The organism is Martinezella tropici (assembly GCF_008370325.1).
GTDB classification, from domain to species: domain Bacteria; phylum Pseudomonadota; class Alphaproteobacteria; order Rhizobiales; family Rhizobiaceae; genus Rhizobium; species Rhizobium tropici_B.
In genome coordinates this window covers 666,246-692,728 of record NZ_VNIP01000006.1, presented here as the reverse complement: position 1 = coordinate 692,728, position 26,483 = coordinate 666,246, and the positions used below count along the sequence as shown (strand labels likewise).

Sequence of the window (26,483 nt, the reverse complement as noted above, 5' to 3'; positions counted from 1 at the left end):
CGCTCACATCATCCTTTTGCCATTCGGCACCGGCTGGGTCACTGCGGCAAGAACGATCGCTCCCGCCTCATCCTCGAAGCCGAGGGTCAGCACTTCTGAACGCACCGGTCCGATCTGGCGAGGTGGAAAATTGACCACCGCAAGCACCTGCCGCCCGACGAGGGCTTCCGGCGTATAATGCACGGTGATCTGCGCGGAGGAACGCTTGATGCCGATCTCCGGCCCGAAATCGATCCTGAGCTTGTAGGCGGGCTTGCGTGCTTCCGGAAAGGTCTCCGCTTCGATGATCGTTCCGACACGGATATCCACCCGTTCGAAATCGCCATAGGTGATCTCTTCCGCCATGCCCTGCCCTTTATCGAAAACCTGAAACAGTTCAGCGTTTCGTGGAACTGCTGAACCGTTCCATCTCTTTACCGCTATGCACTTTTCCTGAAATTGCTAGCCGGCCAGTTCCTGCGCCCGCTTGCGTGCCGCTTCCAGGGCCGCATCGAACAATGGCTGCATGCCGTCTTCCGCCATCAGCACACTGAGCGCCGCAGCGGTCGTCCCGCCAGGAGACGTCACGTTCTGGCGCAGGCGCGAAGCGTCGTCGGGAGACTGGTGCAACAGCTCACCAGCCCCCGCGACGGTTTCCCGTGCAAGCCGCATGGCGAGGTCCGCCTGCAGGCCTAGCTTCCGGCCCGCCTCCGCCATGCATTCGACGAGATAGAAAACATAGGCTGGCCCGCTGCCCGAAACCGCAGTCACCGAGTCGATGTCTGCCTCGTCAGGCACCCATTCGACCGGGCCGGACACTTTCAACAGGTTGTGAACCAGCTGCCGCTGGTGATCGCTCACTTCAGCATTCGCGAAAGCGCCGGTCACGCCGCGTCCGACCATGGCGGGCGTATTCGGCATGGCTCGCACCATCGCCGCCGCTCCGAGGTGCTGTTGAAGCGAGGAGAGCGTCTTGCCCGCAGCGATGGAGACGACGACCGTCCCTTCGCCCACAAGCGATTTGAGCGGCGGCAGAACCGCATCCATAAGCTGGGGTTTGACGGCGATGAAAAGAACACCGGCCGTCACGCCGGCGGGAGCTTCGGTGACATGGCTGGCACCCGCATCCGCGATCATTTTCCGCATCGCCTCGGCCGGATTGGGATCGACGATGATGACCGACGACCCCGGCACACCGTTCTTCAGCCATCCCGTCAGCAGGGCGCCACCCATATTTCCCGCGCCGATCAGCATGATCGGCCCGGAGGATACGAATGCACTGGCGGATTGTTGACCTGTCATGTCACGCTTCGCCCACCGTTTCGAAAAGCACGGCTTCCATGGCGCGGTTCGCGTCGAGCCCGGACCATACCACGAATTGGAAAGCCTGATAGTAGGCCTCGCAAGTGTCAAGCGCATTGGAAAGCAGCACTTCCACCTGCCGGTTGGTGGGCTCGGCCCCACCGGACAGCAGCAGCGACTGCCGGAAGATGACGATATCTTCCTGACGCCAAAGATCGAAATGGCCCATCAGCACCTGCCCGTTGATGCAGGACAAGAGCTTGATCACCTCGTTGACACGCGGATCGGGAACCTTGACATCGAATGCGCAGGCTATGTGCAGCGCCTCGAACTCCTCCATCCAGGAAAAAGAGACGTGATAATCGGTCCATCGCCCTTCGACGGTCATGGCGATTTCATCCTCGCCCGACCGCTCGAACGACCAGTCGTTATTGGCAGCAACGAACTCGATCATGTCGACCGGATTCGATTGTCGTTCGACTTCCATTTCCATAAGGCTCATGCAGCACCTTCTTGACCGGAACGATTGCAGTTTTCCCGTGACCCAACACTGAAAGAACGCAAACAGTTTTACTCCGGAAACATATTCGGGATGATGTTGAACGGCTGCCAGACTAACGCTTCCACCATGCCCGGGGCTTACCAAGTCCGTTTCGAATCATCATTTAAAATCAGTGTATAGTGGCGTGCCCGGCATGCCAGCCCCTGATCATCGATTTTGGAAACGGCACTGTGGAAAGCTCTTCCGACGTCTATTCAGAAGGGAGTCATAACCGACTCTGGCGATTGGCTTTTTTGCCTATGTCCACAAGTGGAAAAACAGACGGAAATTTTCAGAGGAAAAAGGTGCGGCAAGCGGGTGCCGCACCGGTCAGCGGGCGGAAGATTGAACTTACTTACCCTTGGAAGCGAGCTTGGCTTCCAGCGCTTCGATTCTCGCGAGCAACGCATCGTTCTCATCGCGCGCCTTGATCGCCATTTCGCGAACGGCCTCGAATTCCTCGCGCTTGACGATATCCATGCTGTTCAGCCAACGCTCCGCATGGGCATTGAAGGCCGTCTCTATCTCGCGGCGCACGCCCTGGGCAGCACCGGCGGCATCGGTCATCAGCTTGGCGAATTCATCCAGGATTCGGTTCGGTCCAGTGCTCATGGCAGTCTCCTTGCGGCCGTCGGCCCTCAACGGTCAGGCATCGATATGGGCCAGATAGTGCTGAGGTAAGATTTCCAAGGGGCCGATGCAAGCAAATTGAGATAGGACGGGACAATGCAGCTCCGGATCACGGACGCGGCAACAAACGACTTGACCGATTCAGTGGCGAACGCCATGTTCCGCGCATATTTGGATACTTAGCATGGTCCTTTTCCGAAATGGCACGGTGCTTTCGGGAACATGCTGCAACGGGCCTGACGATCTTGCTGACATCCGCCAATCTCGCCGCCATCCTGCCTTTTCCGGATATCGATCCGATTGCTATCAACCTTGGCCCCGTCCCGGTCCACTGGTACGGGCTTGCCTATGTGGCGGGCATCCTACTCGGATGGCTCTATGCAAGGTGGCTGGTCGACAGCGGCAGGCTGTGGCTGAACGACACCGCGCCGATGACGCGCCAACACTTGGATGACTTCATCCTCTGGGTGGCCTTCGGCATCGTTCTGGGCGGCCGCATCGGCTATATTCTCTTCTATGATCTCGATCAGGTAATCGCCAATCCGATCCGCGCGGTTCAGATCTGGAAGGGCGGCATGTCTTTCCATGGCGGTTTAATCGGCACGACCATCGCCATGTTTTTGTTTGCCAAACGCAACAAGATTCCGGTTTGGAGCCTGTTCGATATCGTTGCGGCAGCCGCGCCGGTCGGCCTCTTCTTCGGCCGCATCGCCAATTTTATCAACGGCGAGCTTTGGGGCCGGGCCACGGACGTCCCCTGGGCGATGGTCTTCTGCAGCCCGCATGTGATCGCCGCCCATAACGGCGTCTGCCCTGCAGGTCCCGACCCGCGCCACCCGAGCCAGCTTTATGAAGCCGGCATCGAAGGCATCATTCTCTTCCTTGTTCTCTTCTCCCTCACGCGCTGGGCGCTGGCGCTGAAGAAACCGGGCACGGTCAGCGGTATTTTTGTCATCGGCTACGCCTTCTCGCGTATTTTTGTCGAATTCTTCCGTCAGCCTGACGAGCAGCTCGGCTATCTGCTCGGTACGAACTGGCTGACCATGGGCATGGTGCTGTCGCTTCCGATGGTCGCCATCGGCCTTTGGGCTGTGATCCGAGCGCGGAAGGCGGCGATCAAGCAGATGGCATGAGGTGGGGTTCAATATCGCGTGGCCTTTTCAAAAAGGCTCCCTGCTTGTCAGGGCCACGCATTAGCGAAAGCATAGAATGACGACGGCGCTCGGGGAAAAAATCAAAACCATCATCCGAACCAACGGGCCATTGAGCATCACGGATTATTTTTCGCTGTGTCTCGCCGATCCGGTGCATGGTTATTACAGAACGCGCGAACCCTTCGGCCAGTCCGGCGACTTCGTCACGGCACCCGAAATCAGCCAGCTATTCGGCGAGATGATCGGCGTCTTCATGGTGCACGCCTGGCAAAGGCATGGAACGCCGGCCGCGGTGCGCCTTGTCGAAATCGGCCCTGGCCGCGGCACGATGATGTCGGACATGCTGCGCGTCATCGGCAAGCTCGCGCCGCCGCTCTACGATGTCATGACGGTGCATCTCGTCGAGACCAGTGAACGCCTGCAGGGCTTCCAGCGCCAGACCCTGGAAGCCTATGGCGCAAAAATCTCCTGGCACACGGATTTCGCTGAAGTACCCGAAGGTTTCACCCTGCTTGCCGCCAACGAGCTCTTCGATGCCATTCCGATCCGTCAGTTCGTTCGCACCGCCAATGGCTTTCGTGAGCGCACCGTCGGCCTCGACGCCAACGACGAACTGACCTTCACGACGGGCGTCGCCACGCTCGATCCCGCGCTTCTTCCGGAAGGCGGGCTTCCGCCGATCGGCGCCGTGTTCGAGATCGCCCCTGCCCGCCAGGCCGTCATGACGACGATCTGCGACCGGCTGGCGACGCATGGCGGCACGGCGCTCGCCATCGATTACGGTCACATGGCGACGAGCTTCGGCGACACGCTGCAGGCCGTGCGCATGCATGAATACGACCCGCCGCTGGAACATCCCGGCGAGGCGGATCTCACCAGCCATGTCGATTTCCAGCACCTGGCGCAAACGGCGCTCGCCTCCGGCATCCACATCAACGGCTGCTGTCATCAGGGCGATTTCCTGGTCGGGCTCGGTCTGCTGGAGCGCGCGGCCACCCTCGGCCGGGACCAGGATGCGGCAACGCAGGAGAACATCCGCGTCGCCGTAGAGAGGCTCGCAGGCGCCGGCGAAGGCAAGATGGGAGAGCTTTTCAAGGTGCTGGCCGTTTCCAGCCCGGCGATCGACCTCCTGCCCTTTCGCCCTGTCGGCTGAAACCCCACTATCGATCCCACGGATTGACAGTGCGCGTCGGGCTGGGCCAACATCCCCGCCGAGATCGAACTGCTTCGCTGCGGCTGCGTTATGTCAAGCACGACAGGCAAAACCAGATATCAAGGGACGCTCCAGTTGCCGACACCACTTGCTAGCACACTGCTGAGCGCCGCCGAGGCTGCCGGCATTCGCCATGGCTATTTCACTCGCGTCGGCGGCATTTCGGAAGGCCTCTATCGCGGATTGAACGTCGGTCTCGGCTCGAACGACGATCGCGACCACGTACAGGAGAACCGGCGCCGCGTCGCCGGCTGGTTCGGACTTCCGCTCGATCAGCTCGCCACCGTGCATCAGGTCCACTCTCCCGATGTCGTGACGATCGGTGCACAATATGACGGCAGCCGGCCGCAGGCCGATGCTATGGTGACGGCGACGCCGGGTGTCGCGCTTGGCGTGCTCGCGGCCGATTGCGGTCCCATCCTGTTTGCTGATCCGGAAAACCGGGTCATCGGCGCCGCCCACGCCGGCTGGAAGGGCGCGCTGACCGGCGTCCTGGAAAACACCATCGATGCGATGGAAGCACTTGGCGCAAGACGCGAGGCAATCATTGCCTGCCTCGGCCCCTCGATCAGCCAGTCGAGCTATGAGGTCGGCCCCGAATTCGTCGAGCGTTTCCTCGCCCACGATCTCGGCTATGCGAGATACTTCGCCCCTTCGCAGCGAGACGGCCACGCCATGTTCGATCTGCCGTCCTTAACCGTCGATCGCCTGCGCAAGGCCGGCGTCACGGCCGAAAGCCTGAACCTCTGCACCTATCCGGATTCGGAACGCTTCTTCTCCTATCGGCGCACGACGCATGCCGGGGAGCCGGACTACGGGCGACAGATTTCCGCCATCGCCATCGGGGAGGTAGCTTGATATGGCCCTGCATTTCGAACGCAGCGAATACGATGCTCGTCTGGCGCGGCTGCTGGCGAGGATGCAGGAAGAAAAGCTCGATGCCATGCTGCTCTTCGCCCAGGAGAGCATGTACTGGCTGACCGGCTACGACACGTTCGGCTATTGCTTCTTCCAGACATTGGTCGTCAAGGCGGACGGCTCCCTGACCCTTCTCACGCGCTCGGCCGACCTGCGCCAGGCACAGCTCACATCTGTTATCACCGACATTCGCATCTGGGTCGATCGCGTCAACGCCGATCCGACGCTCGATCTCAAGGAGCTTTTGTCTGATCTCGATCTTCTCGGCACCCGCATCGGCATCGAATACGATACCCATGGCATGACCGGCAGCGTCGCCCGCCTGCTCGATCGTCAGCTTGCCAGTTTCGGCCAGATCGCCGACGCCTCCTACATCATAAGCCGCCTGCGCCTGACCAAGAGCCCTGCGGAAATCGCCCATGTCGAACGTGCTGCGGCACTGGCCGACGATGCCCTGGATGCCGCCCTGTCTCTGATAAAGCCCGGCGCGGACGAAGCCGATATCCTCGCCGCCATGCAAGGCGCCGTCTTTTCCGGCGGCGGCGATTATCCCGCCAATGAATTCATCATGGGCTCTGGTGCGGAGGCCCTGCTCTGCCGCTACAAATCCGGCCGCCGCAAGCTGGACGCCAATGATCAGCTGACGCTCGAATGGGCCGGCGTCGACGCCCATTACCATGCCGCCATGATGCGCACGGTCGTCATCGGCAACCCCAGCCATCGCCACCGCGAACTCTACAGCGCCTGCCTGGAAACCCTGCAGGCGATCGAGACGATCCTGATGCCGGGGCACACCTTCGGCGACGTCTTCGACATGCATGCCAAGATCATGGACGAACGCGGCCTTGCCCGGCACCGGCTGAACGCCTGCGGCTATTCGCTCGGTGCCCGTTTCTCGCCCTCCTGGATGGAGCATGAGATGTTCCATATGGGCAATCCGCAGGAGATCCAGGAGAACATGTCGCTTTTCGTGCACATGATCATCATGGATTCCGATAGCGGCACGGCGATGACCCTCGGCCAGACCTATCTGACGACGTCGCAGGCGCCGAAAGCCCTTTCCCGCCACCCTCTCGAATTTCTTAACCGTTAGGGGCGTAAGATAGCGATCCTGGACGGTCAGGCCGTCGGGAGAAAGGATCGCGTCGATGGGATTGGTCAGGATAACGTTGACTGTCGCCGGCATTTGCCTCGCGCTCTCCGCCTGCAATACCACGGACGCACTGACGCCGCCCGAGGCGATCGGCGATGTCGGATCGAGCCCGGTTACGCAGCGCGATGTCGAGCGCATGGCCGCGACACCCCAGCGTCGCCAGACCTATCAAAGCTCTCAGGAAAGCTACGGTTATCAACAGCAGACCTCGCAGCAGGCGTATCAGCCGCAAAACTACGGCGGCAGCGGTACGCTCGACGAGCAGGCATCGGCACTACGATCGAACGGCACCAATCCTTACGCCTCCCGCCCGCTCGACGATTCCCGCGCCGCATCCATCGCTCCGGCCAATAATCAGTTCTCGCAGGCCGACGAACAGCGCGAGGCCGATCGGCGCCTGTCAGAAGATCCGCAACCACCACAACAACAGCAGCAGCAGGAACAGGCTGCGGATGAGCAGCAGCCGCAACAGCAGCAGGCATCATTGCCGCCCGCAGCCGCGGCCGGAGGCAACAGCATCCGCTTCTTGCCGATCATCGGTGCTCCCGTCGATGCCGTCACGCCGCTGTCGCGCCAGCTCGGCGCCGACGCTCGCTCCCTCGGCCTGACGATCAAGAGCTCCAGCGATTCCAGCGCCGCCTATATTCTCAAAGGCTATCTCTCGGCCTTCGAGGACGGCCCGCAGATTTCCGTGACCTATGTGTGGGATGTACTCGATGGGAACGGCAACCGCGTGCACCGCATACAAGGTTCGGAAAGCGCGCCGCTGAAACGCGGCGACCCCTGGTCGGCCGTTCCTGCGACCGTCATGCAGAAGATTGCCACCAAAACCATGTCGGAATTCAATTCCTGGCGCGAATCCAACGGTGGATAGCCACAAGCTTTTCAGAAATATGAAAGCTAACGCGCCTCTCCCTCTTGCATTCGAGAGCAAGGCGGTTAAAAGCGCGGCTATCAGGTTGGTAACAGGCGGACCACAATGAAGGTTTTCGCAGGCAATTCGAACCGGCATCTTGCCGAAGCGATCTGCAATTATCTCAACGTTCCCTTAGGCAAGGCCAGTGTCCGGCGCTTCGCGGACCAGGAAATCTTCGTCGAAATCCAGGAGAACGTGCGCGGCGAGGACGTATTCGTCGTCCAGCCAACCGCATTCCCGGCCAACGACCATCTCATGGAACTGTTGATCATGATCGACGCCATGCGGCGCTCTTCGGCGCGACGCATCACGGCGGTTCTTCCCTATTTCGGCTATGCTCGCCAGGATCGCCGCGCCTCCGGGCGCACGCCGATCTCGGCCAAGCTGGTGGCCAATCTGATCACAGAGGCCGGCGCCGACCGCGTTCTCACGCTCGACCTGCACGCGGGCCAGATCCAGGGCTTCTTCGATATACCGACGGACAATCTCTATGCGCTGCCGATCCTGACGCGCGACATCAAGGCGAATTACGATATCGGCAACGTCATGGTCGTCTCCCCTGATGTCGGCGGTGTCGTGCGCGCCCGTGCGCTCGCCAAGCGTCTCGACTGTCTGCTGGCGATCGTGGACAAGCGCCGTGATCGCCCGGGTGAGTCCGAAGTGATGAACATCATCGGCGAAGTAGCCGGCAAGGATTGCATCCTGATCGACGATATCGTCGATTCCGGCGGCACGCTCTGCAACGCGGCCGACGCGCTGCTCGCGCGCGGTGCGGCAAGCGTCACCGCCTATATCACGCATGGGGTGCTCTCGGGCGGCGCCGTCACGCGCGTGGCAAACTCGCAACTGAAGGAACTGGTGATCACCGATTCCATTCAGCCGACGACCGCCGTGCAATCAGCGCCCAACATCCGCGTCATCACGACGGCAAGCCTCATCGGCGAAGCCATCAACCGCACCAGCCAGGAAGAATCGGTTTCGAGCCTGTTCGACTAAAGCACTTCCAGGAAAAGTGCGCAGCGTTTTTCCGTCCGAAATGCGTTTGGAAACAAGAAGATAGAGCGTTTTCGCGATTCGAAGAAAAGCGGAAATGCTCTAGGCTCGAACGATATTTCAGACGGCCTTCGCTCCCGCCGGATGCGCCTGCTTCCATGCCAGCAGACCGATTCCGATCAGGCCGGAAACGAAGACGGCCGCACCCGATCCCATGATCGAAGGTCCGATGCCGAACCAGGAAAACAGGCTCGGCGACATCAGGTAGGCCAAAAGCAGGCCCGTGAAGATCGCGCACATCAGCAGGCGATAGACCTGCGCCAGCCTGTGCGGCTCGCTGCGCGTTTGCATCAGATGCAGCATGGCAAGATTCTCAAACGGACCGTTGATCGCCGCAAAGCAGGCGACGATCATCAGCCATATACGGTCATGCATCAGCGGCAGCAGGAAGACCCCCGATCCGAAGATGAGCTTTGCCGCGATGATCCAGATTACCGGCCGGCGTGGCTTGACGCTGCTCAGGATCAGATTGGTCGTCAGGTTGCCGACGCCATAAGCGGTCATCATCAGGCTGTAATCGGTCAGCGGATCGGCGCTGGTTTCGCGCAAATGCAGGATCATGCCGAGCAGGATTCCCATGGCCCAGGCAACATTTCCCATCAGATTGGTGAGCAGGCCATAGAGGATTGCCGCATGGCCGCGAGCCGCCCGCCATCCGCCGAGGACACCATCCACGACAGCTGCCATTCCAGAAAACTCGCGCCGGCGCTGTGCTGCCGGTAGCCTTGCTACCGCCAGCCAGACCGCAAGCGCCGAAAGCACGAAGGTCGCTGCCGTCACGGTGAAGAATTGAGATTTCGGCAGAAACCCGTTCACCAGCGCGATCAGGCTCGGACCGAGAATGCGCGCCATGCGGCGGGTGGCGTCGAACAGGCCGTTGGTCGCGTGCCGGACGTCCGGATCGACCGCAATCGTCGGCAGCGTTGCCTGCAGCGACGGATCGAATGCGGATGTGAGCAAGGCAATGCACCCGGCGAGCACCACCAGCAGCGGCAAGCTCATCAAATGCAGAAGCCCGGCAAGCGACAACATCAGCAGCAGGGCCGCCCGCACGAGATCGCTCGCGATCATCGTGGTGCTGTGACGCCAGCGATCCGTCACGATGCCGCCGAAAAGACTGCCGATCAGCAGCGCGCCGGATTGCAGCGCGGACACATATCCCGCATCGCTGCCGACGAAATCGGCCGCGATCCAGACGACCGCGACCATGTAAAATTCGGAGCCTGTCGCCGCCAGCACCTGACCGGCCCATAGAAGAGAGATCGAGCGCTGGCTGAGTGGCTTCAGGACAAACATGATCGCATTCTGATTTGGGAGTGACTTACTTCACGACCTGACCGTTGACCGACACGTGACCATCATCGGAAAGATCGATATCCCAGCGCGAGCGTCCATCGGCGTCCGTTTTGGCAAAACCCTTGGCCATCATCAGGCCCAAAGAGACCTGAGAAAGGTCGGCCTTGGTCTTTGCTGCCTCCTGGATGGCGGCGATCGTCTTGTCGAGATCGCGAGCAAGAACCGTCATCTTCATGGCGACGCGATCCTTCTCGGCCAGCCAGCCGCGCAAGCTGCCGGAAGCCTCGACATCATAGAGGCCGGAAACGGCGCTGATCTTCGGGAAGTTGATGGTCATCGTCCCATCAGGGAACATGGCCTTCTGCAGCTTCTCGTCTATGGCCTTATCGCTGTCCGGCTGCTTGAAATTGGTGTCCTTCAGGACATTCATCATGGCGGTAAAGTTCAGGTTCGGCACCTGCACCTGGATATCGGCCGTATCGGGAATGAAGGCGACATAGTCTTCGGGCATCATACCCGTTTCCAAGGTGAGCTTTTCTGCACTCAATCCGAAATCGGCGTTCATGGCATCGGCAGGCCCGGCGATCTTGAAGGAGTAGCCCATCTTCTGCAGCCCGCCATTACCGAGCGGCGTCGTAAGCGCGATGTCCTTTATGGCAACGGACTCATCGAAGGAACCGACGATCGGCATGGCATTCATAACCAAGGCCTTGAGCGCCTCGCTGTCCTTGTCCGAAAGCGTCTTCTCTTCCTTGTGCTCGGAGACGAACTGCAGCAACGAGTTCACCGCCTTCAAGGGCAGTTTCGTCGCACCCATGTTGAAATCGATCGCCGCGATCTTGACTTCGCCCAGCGTCTCGTCGTCCGACGAGATCTTGTTGTAGAGCGACTGCAGACTACCGTCCATCTTGATATCGAGCCTGCCCGGCTCACCGCTATCGGCCGACGACAGCGTATAGGTGATGCTGTCGGCGGTAGCGTCGTTCTTCTGGACGCTATTGTTTTCATCGGTCGTCTTGGTGGCGACGGTAATGCCTTGCCCCTTCATATCCATCGAACGCAGATAATGAAGCGCGGGATCGAAAACGCCCTTGACGGTGGATGAGGCCAATGCGTAGCGAAACTCGCTGTCGAGACCCTTGCCAGGCTCGGAACGGGCCGTCACGTCCATGGCATTGTTGCCTTCGATATTCCAAAGCCCGCTGTCGAGCGGCGTCGCCAGCATCATCAAAGGCTTGAGGCCGCTGATGTTGAAGCCGCTCACATTCAGCTTGTCGAGCAGCTTCTGCAGATCATAAGTGACCTCATAGTGCGTACCGATCGGCTTGACGGAGATTGCACCGCTCTTGGCGATATCGTCAGGCAGGAAATAGGTCAGGTTGCCATAGAGATCCTTCGCACCCTGTTCGCTGACCTCAGCCGCCTGCACACCGCCAATAACGCCGGCAGCGACGACAGTCGCTGCAGCAATCGCTTTGAAACGCATAATTCACCCCCAAATATGATGGAAAAGAAATGTGAAAATCCGAAAAGGACCGATCGGCCTTTCGAATGAAACTCTATTGCCGCCCCGATACATGGCCCGCTCCCTAGACATCAAGGCTTCTTCATCACCTGACCATTGACCGTCACCGTCCTGTCTTCATCCATCGCGATGTCCCAGCGCAGGCGACCGTCGGGATCGGTCTTGGCAAAACCCTTGGCGGCAAGCAAGCCAAAAGAAACTTTATTCAGGCGCGGTTCCGCCTTGGCGGCATCCTGGATGGCGGCAATCGTCTTGTCGAAATCGCGCGCCAGGATCGTCGCCTGTAGTGAATAGCCGGCATGCGGCTTGGTCGAGCCCTTCAGCGCGCCGGAAATCTCGACATCATAGACGCCTGAAGTGGCGCTGATCTTCGGAAACTCCAGCGTTCCATAGCCACTCGGGAACATCGTCCGCTTCAACGCCTCACCGGAAACCGGCGCCGCATGCGGGCCGATGGCGTCGAGGCCGGTATCGATAAGACCCGCGAAGTTGATGTTGGGCACGCCGAGCTGCACGTCGAGCGTTGACGGAAGGAATGCCGAATAAGTCACCGGAACGAGATCCGCATCCGGCGTGAACTGCTCGGCCCGCAGCTCCAGATTGACGTTGGAGGCCTTGGTCAGGCCGTCCATCTTGAAGCTGTAGTCGATGCGCTTCACGCCGACCTTACCCTTGTCGGTCGCCACCAGGACACTGTTGAGGGTGACGGTCTTGTTGAGCGATCCGAAAACCGGCAGGGCGCGGTGCACCAGCTGCTCGAACTTCTCGCTGCCGCTTTCGGAAAGCTGCTTGGCCTTGACGTGCTGAACGAAGAAGTGGATGAGCGCGCGCAGGTCCTTCGCCGGCAGGCTGGTGGCGGTGAAGTGCGTATCGACGCTGTCCGCACTGAAGGTGATCGGCGAACCATCCGGCCGCATGGTGACCCGCTCGTTCAGGTGCTGCAGCGTCCCCTGCAATTGCAGGTCGACCTTGCCGGCTTCGCTGCTGTCGGTGACAGTATGAGCAAAGGAGAGGCTGTCGATGGTGGCGTCAAGCTTGCGCCCGCTCCTGGGGCCGGTGCCGACGCTGGAAAATTTCACACCGCTGCTCTTGATGCCCATTGACCGCATCATCTCGATCGCCGGATCGAAAATGCCGTCGAAGGAGTTGGAAGCAATGGAATAGGCAAGGTCGGAAGTCGGCGAATGCAGGGCGACATCGAGGCTGTTGTCGCCCGTCAGGTGCCATCTCTCCTGTTCGACAGGCTGCGCGAAGAGGGAGAGCGGCTTGAAGCCCGTGACCGAAAAGGCGCGGGAATTGATCTTGTCGAAGAACTTCGCGAGATCATAGACGATCTCGTATTGGTCGCCCACCGGCTTGACGGTCACGAAATCGCTGCGGGCAAGGTCCTGCGAGAGCGATTGGGTGAGGATGTTGCGAAGTTCCTTGGCGCCCTGCTCATTGACCTCGGCCGCCTGCGGCGCGCCGGCAAGACCTATGGAAAAAACGGCGGCGGCAATAACCCTAGAGCGCATGCCCGACCTCACTTTCTGACCCTGATCGATTGGATTCGACTGTTGATGGGGCCGACGGTATATGTCAAGGCGTTGATAGACATGGTATCCCAGGCTTGTCTCGGCCGTTGCAATGCCACCACAAAGCTTCGCATTCCGGGGCGCTTGCACCTTTGGCCGCTTTGTATTATACGCCACGCGTCCGCGTAGACACCCTTGGAGGCAACGCGGATGAGGTAGGCACGCCCTCCTCCAGTTCAGCTGACACGGCACTGGCCGATCGGATGAACTCTCCAAATAACCTCGAAAGGAATAGCTATGAGCCACGAAAGCTACGAGCTCAAGGCCGAGGCGCGCGAACGGGTTGGTAAGGGGTCCGCCCGTGAACTTCGCCGCAATGGTCTCATTCCCGCTGTCATCTATGGTGACAAGCAGGCCCCCATTTCCATCGCTCTCAACACCAATGAGGTGACGAAGCGCATCCATGCCGGCGGTTTCCTCACGACGATCGCAACGATCGACGTCGACGGCAAGAAGATCAAGGTTCTGCCGAAGGACTACCAGCTCGATCCGGTCCGTGACTTCACGGTTCACGTCGATTTCCTGCGCGTTTCCGGCAACACCGCGGTCACCGTCGAAATCCCGGTTCACTTCGAAAACCACGAGAAGTCCCCGGGCCTCAAGGCTGGCGGTGTGCTGAACATCGTTCGCCACGAAGTCGAAGTTCATTGCCCGGCCGATGCGATCCCGGAATTCTTCACCGTTGACCTCTCCGGTCTGAAGAGCGGCGACAGCATCCATATCTCGGCCGTCAAGCTGCCGAAGAACGTGACCCCGGTCATCGCCGACCGCGACTTCACGATCGCAACGATCGTTGCCCCGGCAGCCGGTCTTGCTGAAGAAGAAACAGAAGGCGGCGAAGAAGCCAGCGCCTGATTGGCATCTTCAACCTGAAGCATCGAAACCCGCCTCCCTTTTTTGGGGAAGGCGGGTTTTTCATGCTCGAAAACAAATATTAGAGAAAGTAAAAATATAAACGTCTTGAAATCTATACTATCGTTGATTTCCATTAACCCCAGAATTTCAGCAACATTTAACAGATTCATGAAAATCTACGCGAAAGAGTTGTAGAAAGCGGCACCCCAAGATCCGCCGGTCTATGGCTTGGGGAGCAAACGGAACAATGAGCCATTCGGTCGAAAACAGGTTTTTCGCGATCGTCTGCGGTGCGCTGCTGGTTTTCGTAGCGCCGCTCTTCATCCTTTTTCTTTTCCTGTCGTCCGAACGCGCTGAGAAGGAAATCAAGGATCATATTACCGTCCTGCTCGTCGCCAATGCCCAGGCGCTTGCCAAACCGCTGTGGGATCTGGATGAGGATAGCGTTACCCAGATCAGCGCAACGACGGTCGCCGAAGGCGCAATCGTTCGGGTCAATGTGCGCGATCTCTCCGGCCAGCTCGACGTCACGCAATCCACCATTCCGAAATCCTACAAGGGCAATCTGGAGTCCGTCGCGCGGCCGATCGTCTACAACGGCGTGGACGGCACCAAGAGGCTCGGCACCATCACGGTCTTCTATCCCCAGCTCGGCCTCTTCGATGGTTTGAAGAACGAGGAAATCGTCTTCATTTCCATCTTCATCTTCGCCGTGCTGACGGTCTTCGGCGCGGCGCTGATCGGCAACCGCATTTTCGTCATCCAGCCGCTGATGCGCCTGACGCATGCCATCGAAGCTACGCGGCGGCTCGGCTCTCGCCATCATGTCGACTGGCAGTCGAACGACGAAATGGGGCGGCTCGCCAGCAGCTTCAACGATATGCAGAGCAAGCTGCAGCGCGACGAAACCGAACTGAAGCTTGCCCATCGCCGCGCCACCGATACGTATAATCTGACGCCCGCCATGCTTTTCTCCCTCGACAAGGACGATTGCATCGCCGCCGTCAGCGACTACTGGCTCGCCGCAACCGGCTACGGCCGCGCCGAAGTGATCGGCCGCGAGTTTGCAAGCCTGGTCCTGCCGGAATCGCGGGCGCGATACGCCGAGCGCAAGAACGGCAATCCCGATACCGCCGCCCGTCTTGCGGTCACCGTCAAGTTCCTGTGCCGGAACGGACGGGTGATGGATGTCCTCATTCTGGAGACCACCGCGATCCAGGACGGCCTGTCGCTTTCCGTCATGACCGATGTCACCGAACTTAAGCAGTCCGAGGACAAGAACCTCCGGCAGGCAATCACCGATCACCTGACCGGCCTCCTCAACCGTCAGGGCTTCGAGACCGCGTTGGACGCCAAGATCAACGAGGCCGATCTGCGCAAACGCGAACTTGCCTGCCTCTTCATCGATCTCGACCGGTTCAAGTGGATCAACGACAATATGGGCCATGCCGCCGGCGATGCGGCCCTGCGCGAGCTCGTCTCCCGCCTCCAGACGTGCCTGAAGTCGGGTGACATCGCCGCCCGCCTGGGCGGCGATGAATTCGCGATCCTGCTGCTGGCGGAAAATGCCGAAGCGAGAGCTATGGACATGGCCTCCCGCATCGCCGAGATCTTCGAAGCGCCCTTCCATGGCGATGCGCGCCTCAGCGCCAGCATCGGCATCGCCATTTACCCGCGCCATGCGGCCAATGCCGCCGAGCTGCTGCTGAAGTCCGATATCGCCATGTATGCCAAGAAGCGCGACGGCAAGAACGGCGCACAGATCTTCGACAATGGCATGCTCGACGACTCGCGCCGCCGCGCCGAACTGGAAAGCCATATCGAGGCCGGCCTCGCAGAGGACTGGTTCGAGGCCTATCTGCAACCGGTGGTAAATATCGACGATCGTTCGATCGCCGGCTTCGAGGCGCTGATGCGCCTGCACCACCCGCAGAAGGGTATCCTGCCTCCCGCCCGCATCATCGAGGTTGCCGAAGAGACCGGCTCGATCATTCGCATCGGCAACCGCATCATGGAAAAGGCGATCGCTGATTTCGCGCGCCTATCGCGTCTCGACGGCATGCAGGACACCTACCTCGCGATCAACTTCTCGCCTCTGCAATTCGAGCCCGAACTGCCGCTGCGCATTGCCACTCTGCTTTCGCGCTATGACGTTCCCGCCTGGCGCATCGTCGTTGAAATTACCGAAGCCGTGCTCATGGACGACAATCCGGAGACGCGCATGGTCATCAACGAGATCTGCCGCTACGGCTGCCGCATCGCGCTCGACGATTTCGGCACGGGCTATTCGTCGCTCAGCTACATCAATCGCTTCCCGGTCGATATCATCAAGATCGATCAGTCCTTCATCCGCGCGATCAACGATACCGCATCCGATGTCAGCGCCAAGAGCCGCATGCTCGTCGAAAGCATCACCACGCTATCGCACAAGATGAACTGCACGGTCATCGCCGAAGGCGTGGAAACCGAAGAGGAATGCGCGACCCTGCGCACCATGGGCATCGACTACGGCCAGGGCTATCTGTTCTATCGGCCGATGCATCCGGACACCCTGGCAAAGACGCTCGTCAGCCAGCAGCAGGATTATCCTTCCCCCATAGCACAGGCGTCATAGCGATGAGAAACCGCATGCGAAAGCCGCTGCTCACGATTGCAATCAGCCTGTTTTCGCTATCCCTTTTCTCTCCCGCTCGCGCCGAAACCATTCATTTCACCACCGAGGAATATCCGCCCTTCAACTATCGCGACGGCAAGACGGCTGTCGGAGCCGTCACCGAACAGGTGCAGAAGGTGATGGCCGATATCGGCGCCGACTATACCATCGCCATCATGCCCTGGGCGCGGGCCTATAATCAGGCGCTGGCGGAACCCATGACCTGTGTCTTTGCGACCGCCCACAATGAAGAACGCGATCCGCTCTTCAAATGGGTGCAACCGTTACTGATCGATCGCAATATCCTGATCAAGCATAGCGGCTCGAAGATTGCCGCCACTACCATCGACGAAGCCAGGCAATATCTCGTCGGCACCTGGCGGGAGGATTATACGGAGACGATACTGCGCCGGAACAGTTTCCCGCGCATCGACGTGGGCAGCGATTTCAAGGCCACGCTCAAGAAACTGATGAGCGATCGAATCGACCTGATGCCGATTTCGGAATTCTATTTCGACAAGCTGAAAGCCCAGGGTAATGCGGTGGAGAAGGTGACCATCCTTTCCCAGCAGCCCATGGGGATCGCCTGCCAGAAGGACTTCCCAACCGACCTTTTAAACAGGATGCAGGCTGCGCTGAATGCGCTGATCGCCGACGGAACGCAAAAGCAGATTTTCCTGAAGTACGGCCTCCACCTTGGTGACTGACCGCATCCCGCCTTGACTTTGCCGTCAAATCGCTGTGGTGAAGGGCATCGGTATTTTCCAAGGGGTGAAGCGCATGCTTCTCATCGCGGGCCTCGGCAATCCGGGCGCCAAATATCAGGGCAATCGCCACAATATCGGCTTCATGGCCGTGGATGCGATCTACCGCCGCCACAGCTTTTCGCCCTGGTCGAAGAAGTTCAAGGCGGAGATTGCCGAAGGCGAGCTCGGCGGCCAGAAGGTGCTGCTCATCAAGCCGCAGACCTTCATGAATCTCTCCGGTGAAGCCGTCGGCGAAGCCATGCGCTTCTACAAGCTCCAGCCCTCCGACCTGGTAGTGATCTACGACGAACTCGATCTGCCGGCCGGCAAGGCGCGGCTGAAGACCGGCGGCGGCCATGGCGGTCACAACGGCATCAAGTCGATCGATGCTCACTGCGGCAAGGACTATCGCCGCCTGCGCCTCGGCATCGGCCATCCTGGCGTCAAGGAGCTCGTGCACAATCACGTTCTCGGCGATTTCGCCAAGGTGGATCAAAGCTGGCTGGAACCGCTGTTCGACGCACTTGCCGACAATGCCGACATGCTGGTACGCGGCGAGGATTCGCAGCTGATGAACAAGATCGCGCTTGCCCTGGGCGGCAAGGCGGAAGAAGGCGCCCCGAAGCCACAGAAGAAGGCGCCGGCCAAATCCCATATTCATCAGGCACGCAATCACAGCCAGCCGAAGATCCCGGAAACCGGCCCCATGGCGGAAATGCTGAAGAGGATGTTCGGCAAGAAGGACAATTGAGATGTCGGAGACAGCAGTCGAAGATACCGCAGATATCGTCATTCGGTCGGTCGTGATGGCGGACCTGCCGACGCTGCTTGCACTTTACCGGCACCTGAACGCCGAAGATCCGGTGCTGGAGCTAGGACTGGCGGATAACCGCCTTACGGAAATCCTTGCCCATCCCGGCATGACGATCTTCGCTGCCTTTGACGGCGATACGGCCGTCTCTTCCGTGACGCTGGTCGTCATTCCCAATCTCACGCGCGGCGGCACGCCCTATGCCTTGATTGAGAATGTGGTGACCCACGCCGATTACCGTCGGCGTGGCCTCGCCGGCACGGTCATCCGCAAGGCATTCGCAAGCGCCTGGGAAAGGAGCTGCTACAAGGTCATGCTGCTGACCGGCTCGAAAAACCCCGCAACGCTGCGCTTCTACGCCAATTGCGGCTTTACGCAGGACAAGACCGGCTTCCAGGTCCGCCGTCCCTTGGCTACCTAGAACATTTCCAGGAAAAGTGCGCAGCGGTTTTCCGTCCGGAATGCGTTGAGAAACAAGAAGATAGAGCGTTTTCGCGATTCGAAGAAAAGCGGAAATGCTCTAACGGCAGCAACCGCTCCTATTCTTCCGGCTCGGTCGTGAACATCAACGGGAAACCGGCGCTTTTGGCAAGATCGACCGCCTCCTGCGCCTTCGTCTCGGCAATATCCCGCGCACAGACCATGACCACGCAAGTGCCGAGCTTGTGCGCCGTCATCATGACGCGATAGCCAGTCTCCTCGCTCATGCGGAAGACGGCCTTCAGCACCATGATGACGAATTCCCGCGGCGTATAATCGTCGTTCACGAGAATGATCTTATAGAGCTTCGGCCGCTCGACCTTCGGCTTTGTTTTAGTCTTTGGTTTCAGGACAACGTCATTGTCACTCATCGGCATCACCGTTGACGACAGAGAAAGAGGCTTTGGGTTAATAGCGGAATTATAGTGCAGCGCACTACACCGTTCAAGGACGACAGCGTCTCCCAGGTAATGCAAAGGAGCATTCGAGCGACTTCCGCCTCTCTTTCAGCAGAAAAAAGCCTCCTTGCCCGCACAAGACTTGACCCGCAACGACCCTTCCCCCATAGGCACTGCAAAGATTTTCAAGATATGGACAAGGTGCCATGGGTTTCAAATGCGGTATCGTCGGGCTGCCGAACGTCGGCAAGTCCACTCTGTTCAACGCGCTGACCAAGACGGCGGCGGCGCAGGCGGCGAACTATCCGTTCTGCACGATCGAGCCGAACACGGGTGAAGTCGCGGTTCCCGATCCGCGCATGCGCAAGCTTGCAGACGTCGCCAAGTCGAAGGAGCTGATCCCGACGCGCATCTCCTTCGTCGATATTGCCGGCCTCGTGCGCGGCGCATCGAAGGGTGAGGGCCTCGGCAACCAGTTCCTCGCCAATATCCGCGAAGTCGATGCCATCGTGCATGTGCTGCGCTGCTTCGAAGACAGCGACATCACCCATGTCGAAGGCCGCATCAATCCGGTCGCCGATGCCGAGACGATCGAGACCGAGCTGATGCTCGCCGACCTCGAGAGCCTCGAGCGCCGCACCGAGCAGACACGCAAGCGCGCCACCGGCAAGGACAAGGAATCCATGGCGATGCTGCCGATCATGGACGCGTCGCTTGCATTGCTGCAGGAAGGCAAGCCGGTCCGCACGCTGCTCTCGAAGCTGGATGCCGAAGAAACCCGCATCCTCAAAAGCCTGAACCTGCTGACCTCGCATCCGGTGCTCTACGTCTGCAACGTCGCCGAGGGCGATGCCGTATCGGGCAACGAGCACACAGCAGCCGTCGCCGCCATGGCAAAGGAGCAGAATTCGGAAGTCGTCATCATTTCCGCTGCCATCGAGGCGGAAGTGGCGCAGCTACCGGAAGAAGAAGCCATCGAATTCCTCTCCGCGCTCGGCCTTGACGAAGCCGGTCTCGACCGTCTGATCCGCGCCGGCTACAAGCTCTTGCACCTCATCACCTACTTCACCGTAGGACCGAAGGAAACGCGCGCATGGACCATCGAAACGGGCACGAAGGCTCCGCAGGCCGCAGGCGTCATCCATTCCGATTTCGAACGCGGTTTCATCCGCGCCAACACGATCGCCTATGACGATTATATCGCCTACAACGGCGAAACCGGCGCAAAGGAAGCCGGCAAGGCCCGTGACGAAGGCAAGGAATACGTCGTCCAGGACGGCGACGTCATCCACTTCCGCTTCAACACCTGATTGCTTTTCAGATGCCGGCGCCTAAGCAATTCCAGGAAAAGTGCGAAGCGATTTTCCGTTCGGAATTGCGTTAAACAAAAGGATAGAGCGTTGTCACGATTCGAAGAAAAGCGGAAAAGCTCTATCTCAGCGCCGGCAATCTCGCCTGTATGTCTGCAGGCAACCGCCGCACGATGACACGGCGCAGATCGGTCCAGCCGATGCCGATCACGAGCACGACCAGCCCTACGATCATCAACACCAGGAAGCCGACCTTATCGAGGCCGGCATTGTTGTGCCTGAGGATGGCTGCCGTCGCCAAGCCCAGCGATACGAGGCCGGCGGTCACGAAAGCGCGGCGATCGATGACAAGCCCGATCAGCATCATCACCAGAACCGCCACCAGGACGGTCACCGCCTGCAGATAGCCCCCGAAGAGGGCATCGGTGAGATTGGTGAAGACGATGCCACTGCTGGCGAGCTCGAGGCGCAAGGCCAAGAGGATCGTCGAGTAGAGCAAGGCCGGCGCCGTTGCGAGATGCAGCCAGAAGGCCACGTCGGACCGGCGCGTCACTCTCTGCGGATCGCTGAGATCATAGCGCATTGCCAATGCAAAGCTGCCAAGAGCGGTCACCAGCAAGATCATCATCGTCTGGATGGGGTAATCTGCTGGCACATTCGAAGAGCCAGTTACCGTGCCGGCGACATAGAAGACCGCGGCGAGAAACAGGCCGAACAGCGAAAACAGGAATAAGGCCAGCGACAGCGGCACGCGGTAGCGCCAGTAAAACAATGCCAGCGACAGCGGGAATGGTGCCACCAGGACGATTGCGCCGATCGTAAAATTATCGCTCAGCGTCGGTGTGGAACTCACATAGCTCATCACCATGTAGAAAACCCAGACAACGAGCGCGACGGTCAAGACCACGGCCGGAAGCGCCAGCCGCTGGCGGCGCACCAGGATCTCGGCGAGGACGACGATTGCCAGCAAGGGCGCATAACGGTTCGCCAGCCCCCATAGCCCGATGAGCAGAACGACGAGACCGATGGTGATGAGCACATCGTGAAAGCCTCGCACGAAACGCGGCGCTTCCGTATCTTCCAGAGGATTGGGATCATCCGGAAAACGCGGTGCCGAGAGACCCTGTCCGGTCGGCAACGCACCGATGTTCTTGTCCGCCAGATAGGGCAGCAATCGTTCGGCCTGACTGGAGGAAATGATCCCCGCGCCTGCTGCCTCTTCCAGTGCGACTTTGAGTTCGCTCATTCTAGCTCTCATATCATCTTGCCACGACCCAAGCCTCAACATATCGCCGGCATACAATCAAGGGCTGTCGGCGGCCAATAGACAGTCATCGTCGTCCCTCCCTCATATTGCCCGTGAAAATACTTGCGCCACCACAGCCGGCTATGCCATTGCCGATAAACGAGACGTGGAGGACGACAGAAGACATGACGAAATTCGTCTACGAAGACTTTCAGCCGGGACGAGAATTTCCGCTCGGCCCAAAACATGTAACGACGGCGGAGATCATCGAATTCGCCAAGGAGTTCGACCCGCAACCGATGCATCTGGATGAGGAAGCAGGCCGCGCCAGCATTCTCGGCGGCCTCGCCGCATCCGGCTGGCATACATCGTCCATGTTCATGCGCATGATGTGCGATTCCTACCTCCTCGCCACCGATGCGCAGGGCGCGCCTGGCATCGATTTCATGGAATGGAAGAAGCCGGTTGTGGCTGGTGATACCCTCTCGGGCCGGTCCATCGTCGTCGAGATACGCCCCATGCGTTCTCGTCCCGGCATCGGAATCGTCAAGTTTCGCCACGAGGTCGAGAACCAGCGCGGCGAGCTCGTTTGCCTCGGAGAAAATGCAACGATGATCCGCATGCGCGCCGGCGCGGAGATATCCGCATGAAGATGAGCGAGCTTTATGCCATCGGCGAACGCATCGAAATCGGCAGCCATACCTTCACGCCGGAAGGTATCGTCCACTTCGCATCACGCTTCGATCCGCAGATCTTCCACATGGATGCGGAAGCGGCGAAGCAATCCCTGTTCGGCGGGCTCTGCGCCTCCGGTTGGCATAGTTGTTCCATGTGGATGCGCATTTTCGTGGATTACTGGAAATCCGAAACGGCGAGATTGATCGCCGAGGGCAAGACACCGCCCAATCTCGGCCCCTCGCCCGGCTTCAAGAACCTGCAATGGCTGCGGCCGGTCTTTGCCGGCGACACGATCAGCTATGGTGTCACGATCCTCGGCAGCCGGCCACTCGCCTCGCGCCCCGGCTGGGCGCTCTATACGCTCGCCTGTGACGGCGTAAACCAGCATGGCAACCCGGCGCTGCGCTTCGAAAGCACCGTGCTGGCCTTCGAATAGCGACGGCGGAGCCGTCGTCGCGGCCCCGCTCGTCTGATGAGCACACTCAGTGTCCGGCGAATTCCACCAGCGTATGCACCGGTACATCAAGCTCCTCGAGCTTCTTGCGGCCGCCGAGATCAGGCAAATCGATCACGAAGCAGGCGGCGACGATTTCGGCGCCGATCTGCCGCAGAAGCTTCGTCGCGCCGACGGCGGTGCCGCCCGTTGCGATGAGATCGTCCACGAGAATGACCCTCTCGCCCGGATTGACGGCATCGCGATGCATCTCCATCTCGTCCACGCCATATTCCAGGCTGTAGGCGATGCGGACGATATCGTGCGGCAGCTTGCCCTTCTTGCGGATCGGCACGAAACCGGACGACAATTGATGCGCCACGGCGCCACCCAGAATGAAGCCGCGCGCTTCCATGCCTGCGACCTTGTCGATCTTTGTGCCGGCATAGGGATGCACCAGCGCATCCACGGCGCGACGGAATGCCCTGGCATCGCCAAGCATCGTGGTGATGTCGCGAAAGATGATGCCGGGCTTGGGATAGTCCGGAATGGAGCGGATGCTGGCAGCGAGCTCCGAAGCAATGGTGTTCATGAAGTAAGTACTCTCAGGCTATGATAGGGCCGGCCGCACCCTATCAAGACCAGCGCTCTATACCAACAAAAAAGGCGGCCTCGACGGGCCGCCTTTTCGTTGAAGCATCACAATACTCAGTGAGCGCCGGCCTTGGCATAGACGGAGCGCTTGGTGAGATAGATCAATATCGAGAAGATCAGCAGGAACACCATGACCATGAAGCCGAGATGCTTGCGGTCTTCCAGATGCGGTTCGGATGTCCACATCAGGAATGCAGACACATCGCGCGCATACTGATCGACCGTCTGCGGCGCGCCATCGTCGTAGGTCACCTGCCCATCCGAAAGCGGCTTCGGCATCGCAAAGGTCGCGGCCGCATCGAAATACGGGTTGTAGTGCGAGTTTTGCGGCACCTTGAAACCGGCCGGCGGCTCTTCATAGCCAGTCAGCAGCGAGTAGATATAGTCTGGGCCGCCTTCCTGATACTGGGTGAAGATATCGAAGATGAACTGCGGGAAGCCGCGTTCGACTTCACGCGCCTTGGCAAGCAGCGACATGTCTGGCGGCACCGCTCCGTTGTTTGAGGCCGCGGCAGCCTCGTCGTTCGGGAACGGCGAGTTGAAATGGTCCGACGGCAGTGCCTTGCGGGTGAACATCTCGCCCTGGGGGTTCGGCCCGTCCTGCACTTCATAATTGGCGGCAAAGGCCTTCACCTGGGCTTCCGTATAGCCGAGATCTTCCAGTGTGCGGTAAGCCACCAGCTTCATCGAATGGCAGGCAGAACAGACTTCCGCATAGACCTTGAGACCGCGCTGCAGCTGGGCCTTGTCGTAAGAGCCGAACGGGCCGGCGAAGGTCCAATGCTGCTCGCGCGGCTCCTTCAGCGGATAATGCGGCGTTTCGTTCTCTGCGGCAGGTTTCGTCTCCGCCGCCATGGCGGCTACCGTCAAGGAGCCGCCGATCAGGGCAAGCGAGAGGAGGCCGGCAACAATCTTTTTCATCGTTTTCTTCCTTCCAACCGCTCAAGCGCTCATCGCGACGGCGTCTTTTTTATCGCCGCCCTGCTTTTCAAGAACCGCCTCCGTAATCGAATTCGGAATGCGCCTCGGTGTCTCGACTATGCCAAGCACCGGCATGACGACGAGGAAGAACAGGAAGTAGAACAGCGTCGCGAACTGCGCAGCCGTGGTGTAGATGCCTTCCGCCGGCTGCGAGCCGAGCCAGCCGAGCAGGACGGCGTCGGCAATGAACAACCAGAAGAACAGCTTGTACCACGGGCGATAGACGGCCGAACGAACCTTCGACGTATCGAGCCAGGGCAGGAAGAACAGCACGATGATCGCACCGAACATCGTCAAGACACCGCCGAGCTTGGAATCGATCGGCCCGATGTTGAAGGTGATCGAGCGCAGCATCGCATAGAACGGCAGGAAGTACCATTCCGGAACGATGTGGGCCGGCGTCTTCAGCGGATTGGCCGCGATGTAATTGTCGGCGTGGCCGAGGAAGTTCGGCAGATAGAAGACGAAATAGGCGAAGACCAGCAGGAAGATGGAGACGCCGAGTGCATCCTTCAGCGTCGCATAGGGCGTGAAGGCCACGGTATCCGTCTTCAGCTTGACTTCGACGCCGGTGGGGTTCGTCTGGCCGGTCACATGCAGCGCCCAGATGTGCAGGATGACAACGCCCGCAATCATAAACGGCAGCAGGTAGTGCAGCGAGAAGAAGCGGTTGAGCGTCGGATCGTCGACGGCAAAGCCGCCGAGCAGGAAGGTCTGGATCCAATCACCGACCCATGGGAAGGCCGAGAAGAAGCCGGTGATAACAGTCGCACCCCAGAAGGACATCTGGCCCCAGGGCAGAACATAGCCCATGAAGGCAGTCGCCATCATCAAGAGGTAAATGATCACGCCGAGAATCCAGAGGATTTCACGCGGCGCCTTGTAGGAGCCGTAGTAGAGACCGCGGGCGATGTGGAGATAGACGGCCACGAAGAAGAAGGACGCGCCGTTGGCATGCATGTAGCGCAGAAGCCAGCCGTGGTTGACGTCGCGGACGATCTTTTCGACCGAATTGAAGGCGATCGCCGTATTGGCCGCGTAATGCATGGCGAGAACGACGCCGGTCAGGATCTGCAAAAGCAGCATGACGGCCAGCATGGCGCCGAACGTATAGGCATAGTTCAGATTGCGCGGGACCGGATAGGCGATGAAACTATCATAGACCATACGCGGCAGCGGAAGCCGCGCGTCGACCCATTTTTCGAGCCCTGTGGATGGCTCGTAAGACGAATGACCACTCATGATTCAGCTCCCCCTCAACCGACCTTGATCTTCTTTTCCGACGTGAACGCATACTGCGGTATGAAGAGGTTCTGCGGCGCAGGCCCATGGCGGATGCGACCGGCAGTATCGTAAACCGAACCGTGGCAGGGACAGAACCACCCGCCATATTCCCCTGCCTGACCGAGCGGAATGCAACCGAGATGGGTGCAGACGCCGATCATCACGAGCCAGTTTTCCTTGCCCTCGCCTGCCGAACGGGCAGCATCCGTTGCCTGTGCGTCAGCCGGGAGGTTGGCATTGCGAGCGACCGGATCCTTCAGGTCCGAGAGCTGCGTACCCTTGGCATCGTCGATTTCTTTTTGCGTGCGGTTACGGATGAAGACGGGCTTGCCGCGCCACTTCACCGTCAGGGACATGCCAGGCTCCAGGCTCGACACGTCGACTTCGATGGATGCAAGAGCGAGTGTCGATGCGTCCGGCCGCATCTGGTCGATAAACGGCCACGCGACGGCAACTGCACCCACAGCGCTAGCCATACCTGTCGTCAAATAAAGGAAATCGCGACGAGTCGGCTCGCCGGTGGACTCAACTGTCGTACTATGCTCGCTCAAGGCTGCACATCCTCTTCCCGCAAACCACGGCAAAACCGTGGTACCCCTCTCACTAACGGCGAATCATCGCGACCATAATTCCGCCATAGATTCCTCCGTAACCCGCTGCGTTCTAAGCTTCATCGCAAATTATGTCCAGTCTTGGCAAG

General features: G+C 59.6%; 27 protein-coding genes. 14 read left to right on the top strand and 13 right to left on the bottom strand.

What is annotated here, in order from left to right; genetic code table 11:
* Positions 1-3 precede the first annotated feature (3 nt).
* The 4 genes from FP026_RS11745 to FP026_RS11730 form a co-directional block, all read right to left on the bottom strand.
* Entirely contained in the window at positions 4-345 is a 342-nt protein-coding gene (locus tag FP026_RS11745) for a tRNA-binding protein (RefSeq protein WP_149634788.1), read from the bottom strand.
* Between the two features lie 96 nt (positions 346-441).
* A complete protein-coding gene (gene proC, locus FP026_RS11740) occupies positions 442-1,281 on the bottom strand; it encodes a pyrroline-5-carboxylate reductase (RefSeq protein WP_149634787.1) in 840 nt (279 codons plus the stop codon).
* Between the two features lies 1 nt (position 1,282).
* Positions 1,283-1,783, bottom strand: coding sequence for a YbjN domain-containing protein (locus tag FP026_RS11735; protein ID WP_112340712.1), 501 nt, complete (start codon positions 1,781-1,783; stop codon positions 1,283-1,285).
* A gap of 390 nt (positions 1,784-2,173) precedes the next feature.
* On the bottom strand, positions 2,174-2,434 hold the full coding sequence (locus FP026_RS11730; RefSeq protein WP_112340711.1) for an accessory factor UbiK family protein: 261 nt from the start codon (positions 2,432-2,434) through the stop codon (positions 2,174-2,176).
* A gap of 263 nt (positions 2,435-2,697) precedes the next feature.
* Between FP026_RS11730 and lgt the strand changes: the two genes are divergently transcribed.
* The 6 genes from lgt to FP026_RS11700 all read left to right on the top strand — a co-directional run bounded on the left by lgt (position 2,698) and on the right by FP026_RS11700 (position 8,802).
* Positions 2,698-3,585: a prolipoprotein diacylglyceryl transferase gene (gene lgt / locus FP026_RS11725; RefSeq protein WP_188112564.1), complete on the top strand. Its 888-nt coding sequence runs from the start codon at positions 2,698-2,700 to the stop codon at positions 3,583-3,585.
* A 76-nt stretch (positions 3,586-3,661) separates the two neighbouring features.
* Positions 3,662-4,759, top strand: a complete 1,098-nt coding sequence (locus FP026_RS11720) for a class I SAM-dependent methyltransferase (protein ID WP_149634786.1) — start codon at positions 3,662-3,664, stop codon at positions 4,757-4,759.
* A 90-nt stretch (positions 4,760-4,849) separates the two neighbouring features.
* Positions 4,850-5,677, top strand: a complete 828-nt coding sequence (pgeF, locus tag FP026_RS11715; protein ID WP_149634785.1) for a peptidoglycan editing factor PgeF — start codon at positions 4,850-4,852, stop codon at positions 5,675-5,677.
* A 1-nt stretch (position 5,678) separates the two neighbouring features.
* Positions 5,679-6,830, top strand: coding sequence for a M24 family metallopeptidase (locus FP026_RS11710; RefSeq protein WP_149634784.1), 1,152 nt, complete (start codon positions 5,679-5,681; stop codon positions 6,828-6,830).
* Between the two features lie 55 nt (positions 6,831-6,885).
* Entirely contained in the window at positions 6,886-7,764 is an 879-nt protein-coding gene (locus FP026_RS11705; RefSeq protein WP_149634783.1) for a hypothetical protein, read from the top strand.
* 105 nt (positions 7,765-7,869) lie between these two features.
* Positions 7,870-8,802, top strand: coding sequence for a ribose-phosphate pyrophosphokinase (locus FP026_RS11700; protein ID WP_149634782.1), 933 nt, complete (start codon positions 7,870-7,872; stop codon positions 8,800-8,802).
* 117 nt (positions 8,803-8,919) lie between these two features.
* On the opposite strand, the gene FP026_RS11695 is transcribed toward FP026_RS11700, so the two are convergent.
* From FP026_RS11695 to FP026_RS11685, 3 genes are all read right to left on the bottom strand, one after another.
* Entirely contained in the window at positions 8,920-10,155 is a 1,236-nt protein-coding gene (locus FP026_RS11695) for an MFS transporter (RefSeq protein ID WP_149634781.1), read from the bottom strand.
* A gap of 25 nt (positions 10,156-10,180) precedes the next feature.
* Positions 10,181-11,641, bottom strand: coding sequence for a DUF945 domain-containing protein (locus FP026_RS11690; protein WP_149634780.1), 1,461 nt, complete (start codon positions 11,639-11,641; stop codon positions 10,181-10,183).
* A 110-nt stretch (positions 11,642-11,751) separates the two neighbouring features.
* Complete coding sequence (locus FP026_RS11685) at positions 11,752-13,194, bottom strand: hypothetical protein (RefSeq protein ID WP_149634779.1); 1,443 nt, start codon at positions 13,192-13,194, stop codon at positions 11,752-11,754.
* A gap of 297 nt (positions 13,195-13,491) precedes the next feature.
* Between FP026_RS11685 and FP026_RS11680 the strand changes: the two genes are divergently transcribed.
* The 5 genes from FP026_RS11680 to FP026_RS11660 all read left to right on the top strand — a co-directional run bounded on the left by FP026_RS11680 (position 13,492) and on the right by FP026_RS11660 (position 18,740).
* Positions 13,492-14,109, top strand: coding sequence for a 50S ribosomal protein L25/general stress protein Ctc (locus FP026_RS11680; protein WP_149634778.1), 618 nt, complete (start codon positions 13,492-13,494; stop codon positions 14,107-14,109).
* Positions 14,110-14,356: 247 nt separating this feature from the next.
* The gene (locus FP026_RS11675; protein ID WP_149634777.1) at positions 14,357-16,723 is read left to right on the top strand and encodes a putative bifunctional diguanylate cyclase/phosphodiesterase; all 2,367 of its coding nucleotides are present in this window, start codon (positions 14,357-14,359) and stop codon (positions 16,721-16,723) included.
* A gap of 14 nt (positions 16,724-16,737) precedes the next feature.
* Positions 16,738-17,469 (top strand): substrate-binding periplasmic protein, encoded by a 732-nt coding sequence (locus tag FP026_RS11670; RefSeq protein WP_149634776.1) that lies wholly within the window; start codon positions 16,738-16,740, stop codon positions 17,467-17,469.
* 73 nt (positions 17,470-17,542) lie between these two features.
* The gene (gene pth, locus FP026_RS11665; protein ID WP_149634775.1) at positions 17,543-18,259 is read left to right on the top strand and encodes an aminoacyl-tRNA hydrolase; all 717 of its coding nucleotides are present in this window, start codon (positions 17,543-17,545) and stop codon (positions 18,257-18,259) included.
* A 1-nt stretch (position 18,260) separates the two neighbouring features.
* On the top strand, positions 18,261-18,740 hold the full coding sequence (locus FP026_RS11660) for a GNAT family N-acetyltransferase (protein WP_149634774.1): 480 nt from the start codon (positions 18,261-18,263) through the stop codon (positions 18,738-18,740).
* A 118-nt stretch (positions 18,741-18,858) separates the two neighbouring features.
* Here FP026_RS11660 and clpS read toward each other — a convergent pair whose 3' ends face one another.
* The gene (gene clpS / locus FP026_RS11655) at positions 18,859-19,170 is read right to left on the bottom strand and encodes an ATP-dependent Clp protease adapter ClpS (protein WP_069612856.1); all 312 of its coding nucleotides are present in this window, start codon (positions 19,168-19,170) and stop codon (positions 18,859-18,861) included.
* A gap of 233 nt (positions 19,171-19,403) precedes the next feature.
* Between clpS and ychF the strand changes: the two genes are divergently transcribed.
* Complete coding sequence (ychF, locus tag FP026_RS11650; protein ID WP_149634773.1) at positions 19,404-20,507, top strand: redox-regulated ATPase YchF; 1,104 nt, start codon at positions 19,404-19,406, stop codon at positions 20,505-20,507.
* 121 nt (positions 20,508-20,628) lie between these two features.
* On the opposite strand, the gene FP026_RS11645 is transcribed toward ychF, so the two are convergent.
* Positions 20,629-21,753 (bottom strand): hypothetical protein, encoded by a 1,125-nt coding sequence (locus tag FP026_RS11645; RefSeq protein WP_149634772.1) that lies wholly within the window; start codon positions 21,751-21,753, stop codon positions 20,629-20,631.
* A 185-nt stretch (positions 21,754-21,938) separates the two neighbouring features.
* On the opposite strand from FP026_RS11645, the gene FP026_RS11640 reads away from it, so the two are divergent.
* A complete protein-coding gene (locus FP026_RS11640; RefSeq protein ID WP_149634771.1) occupies positions 21,939-22,403 on the top strand; it encodes a MaoC family dehydratase in 465 nt (154 codons plus the stop codon).
* Positions 22,400-22,867 (top strand): MaoC family dehydratase, encoded by a 468-nt coding sequence (locus tag FP026_RS11635; RefSeq protein ID WP_149634770.1) that lies wholly within the window; start codon positions 22,400-22,402, stop codon positions 22,865-22,867. The genes FP026_RS11640 and FP026_RS11635 overlap by 4 nt, the downstream gene beginning before the upstream one ends.
* A 46-nt stretch (positions 22,868-22,913) precedes the next feature.
* On the opposite strand, the gene FP026_RS11630 is transcribed toward FP026_RS11635, so the two are convergent.
* The 4 genes from FP026_RS11630 to petA all read right to left on the bottom strand — a co-directional run bounded on the left by FP026_RS11630 (position 22,914) and on the right by petA (position 26,334).
* Positions 22,914-23,456 (bottom strand): adenine phosphoribosyltransferase, encoded by a 543-nt coding sequence (locus tag FP026_RS11630; protein ID WP_149634769.1) that lies wholly within the window; start codon positions 23,454-23,456, stop codon positions 22,914-22,916.
* A gap of 116 nt (positions 23,457-23,572) precedes the next feature.
* The gene (locus tag FP026_RS11625) at positions 23,573-24,439 is read right to left on the bottom strand and encodes a cytochrome c1 (protein WP_149634768.1); all 867 of its coding nucleotides are present in this window, start codon (positions 24,437-24,439) and stop codon (positions 23,573-23,575) included.
* A gap of 21 nt (positions 24,440-24,460) precedes the next feature.
* Positions 24,461-25,741: a cytochrome b gene (locus FP026_RS11620; RefSeq protein WP_149634767.1), complete on the bottom strand. Its 1,281-nt coding sequence runs from the start codon at positions 25,739-25,741 to the stop codon at positions 24,461-24,463.
* 14 nt (positions 25,742-25,755) lie between these two features.
* Positions 25,756-26,334 (bottom strand): ubiquinol-cytochrome c reductase iron-sulfur subunit, encoded by a 579-nt coding sequence (petA, locus tag FP026_RS11615; RefSeq protein ID WP_149634766.1) that lies wholly within the window; start codon positions 26,332-26,334, stop codon positions 25,756-25,758.
* Between the last annotated feature and the right edge of the window lie 149 nt (positions 26,335-26,483).

Excerpts from the sequence above, each read along its gene's own strand:
- ychF (WP_149634773.1), top strand. The coding sequence starts at position 19,404 with ATGGGTTTCAAATGCGGTATCGTCGGGCTGCCGAACGTCGGCAAGTCC.
- FP026_RS11690 (WP_149634780.1), bottom strand. The coding sequence starts at position 11,641 with ATGCGTTTCAAAGCGATTGCTGCAGCGACTGTCGTCGCTGCCGGCGTT.
- FP026_RS11675 (WP_149634777.1), top strand. The coding sequence starts at position 14,357 with ATGAGCCATTCGGTCGAAAACAGGTTTTTCGCGATCGTCTGCGGTGCG.
- clpS (WP_069612856.1), bottom strand. The coding sequence starts at position 19,170 with ATGAGTGACAATGACGTTGTCCTGAAACCAAAGACTAAAACAAAGCCG.
- FP026_RS11705 (WP_149634783.1), top strand. The coding sequence starts at position 6,886 with ATGGGATTGGTCAGGATAACGTTGACTGTCGCCGGCATTTGCCTCGCG.
- pgeF (WP_149634785.1), top strand. The coding sequence starts at position 4,850 with ATGTCAAGCACGACAGGCAAAACCAGATATCAAGGGACGCTCCAGTTG.
- FP026_RS11735 (WP_112340712.1), bottom strand. The coding sequence starts at position 1,783 with ATGAGCCTTATGGAAATGGAAGTCGAACGACAATCGAATCCGGTCGAC.
- FP026_RS11630 (WP_149634769.1), bottom strand. The coding sequence starts at position 23,456 with ATGAACACCATTGCTTCGGAGCTCGCTGCCAGCATCCGCTCCATTCCG.
- FP026_RS11720 (WP_149634786.1), top strand. The coding sequence starts at position 3,662 with ATGACGACGGCGCTCGGGGAAAAAATCAAAACCATCATCCGAACCAAC.
- FP026_RS11620 (WP_149634767.1), bottom strand. The coding sequence starts at position 25,741 with ATGAGTGGTCATTCGTCTTACGAGCCATCCACAGGGCTCGAAAAATGG.
- FP026_RS11710 (WP_149634784.1), top strand. The coding sequence starts at position 5,679 with ATGGCCCTGCATTTCGAACGCAGCGAATACGATGCTCGTCTGGCGCGG.
- FP026_RS11745 (WP_149634788.1), bottom strand. The coding sequence starts at position 345 with ATGGCGGAAGAGATCACCTATGGCGATTTCGAACGGGTGGATATCCGT.
- FP026_RS11635 (WP_149634770.1), top strand. The coding sequence starts at position 22,400 with ATGAAGATGAGCGAGCTTTATGCCATCGGCGAACGCATCGAAATCGGC.
- FP026_RS11660 (WP_149634774.1), top strand. The coding sequence starts at position 18,261 with ATGTCGGAGACAGCAGTCGAAGATACCGCAGATATCGTCATTCGGTCG.
- FP026_RS11670 (WP_149634776.1), top strand. The coding sequence starts at position 16,738 with ATGCGAAAGCCGCTGCTCACGATTGCAATCAGCCTGTTTTCGCTATCC.
- FP026_RS11685 (WP_149634779.1), bottom strand. The coding sequence starts at position 13,194 with ATGCGCTCTAGGGTTATTGCCGCCGCCGTTTTTTCCATAGGTCTTGCC.
- pth (WP_149634775.1), top strand. The coding sequence starts at position 17,543 with ATGCTTCTCATCGCGGGCCTCGGCAATCCGGGCGCCAAATATCAGGGC.
- FP026_RS11640 (WP_149634771.1), top strand. The coding sequence starts at position 21,939 with ATGACGAAATTCGTCTACGAAGACTTTCAGCCGGGACGAGAATTTCCG.
- FP026_RS11695 (WP_149634781.1), bottom strand. The coding sequence starts at position 10,155 with ATGTTTGTCCTGAAGCCACTCAGCCAGCGCTCGATCTCTCTTCTATGG.
- FP026_RS11680 (WP_149634778.1), top strand. The coding sequence starts at position 13,492 with ATGAGCCACGAAAGCTACGAGCTCAAGGCCGAGGCGCGCGAACGGGTT.
- FP026_RS11625 (WP_149634768.1), bottom strand. The coding sequence starts at position 24,439 with ATGAAAAAGATTGTTGCCGGCCTCCTCTCGCTTGCCCTGATCGGCGGC.
- FP026_RS11730 (WP_112340711.1), bottom strand. The coding sequence starts at position 2,434 with ATGAGCACTGGACCGAACCGAATCCTGGATGAATTCGCCAAGCTGATG.
- FP026_RS11645 (WP_149634772.1), bottom strand. The coding sequence starts at position 21,753 with ATGAGCGAACTCAAAGTCGCACTGGAAGAGGCAGCAGGCGCGGGGATC.
- proC (WP_149634787.1), bottom strand. The coding sequence starts at position 1,281 with ATGACAGGTCAACAATCCGCCAGTGCATTCGTATCCTCCGGGCCGATC.
- FP026_RS11700 (WP_149634782.1), top strand. The coding sequence starts at position 7,870 with ATGAAGGTTTTCGCAGGCAATTCGAACCGGCATCTTGCCGAAGCGATC.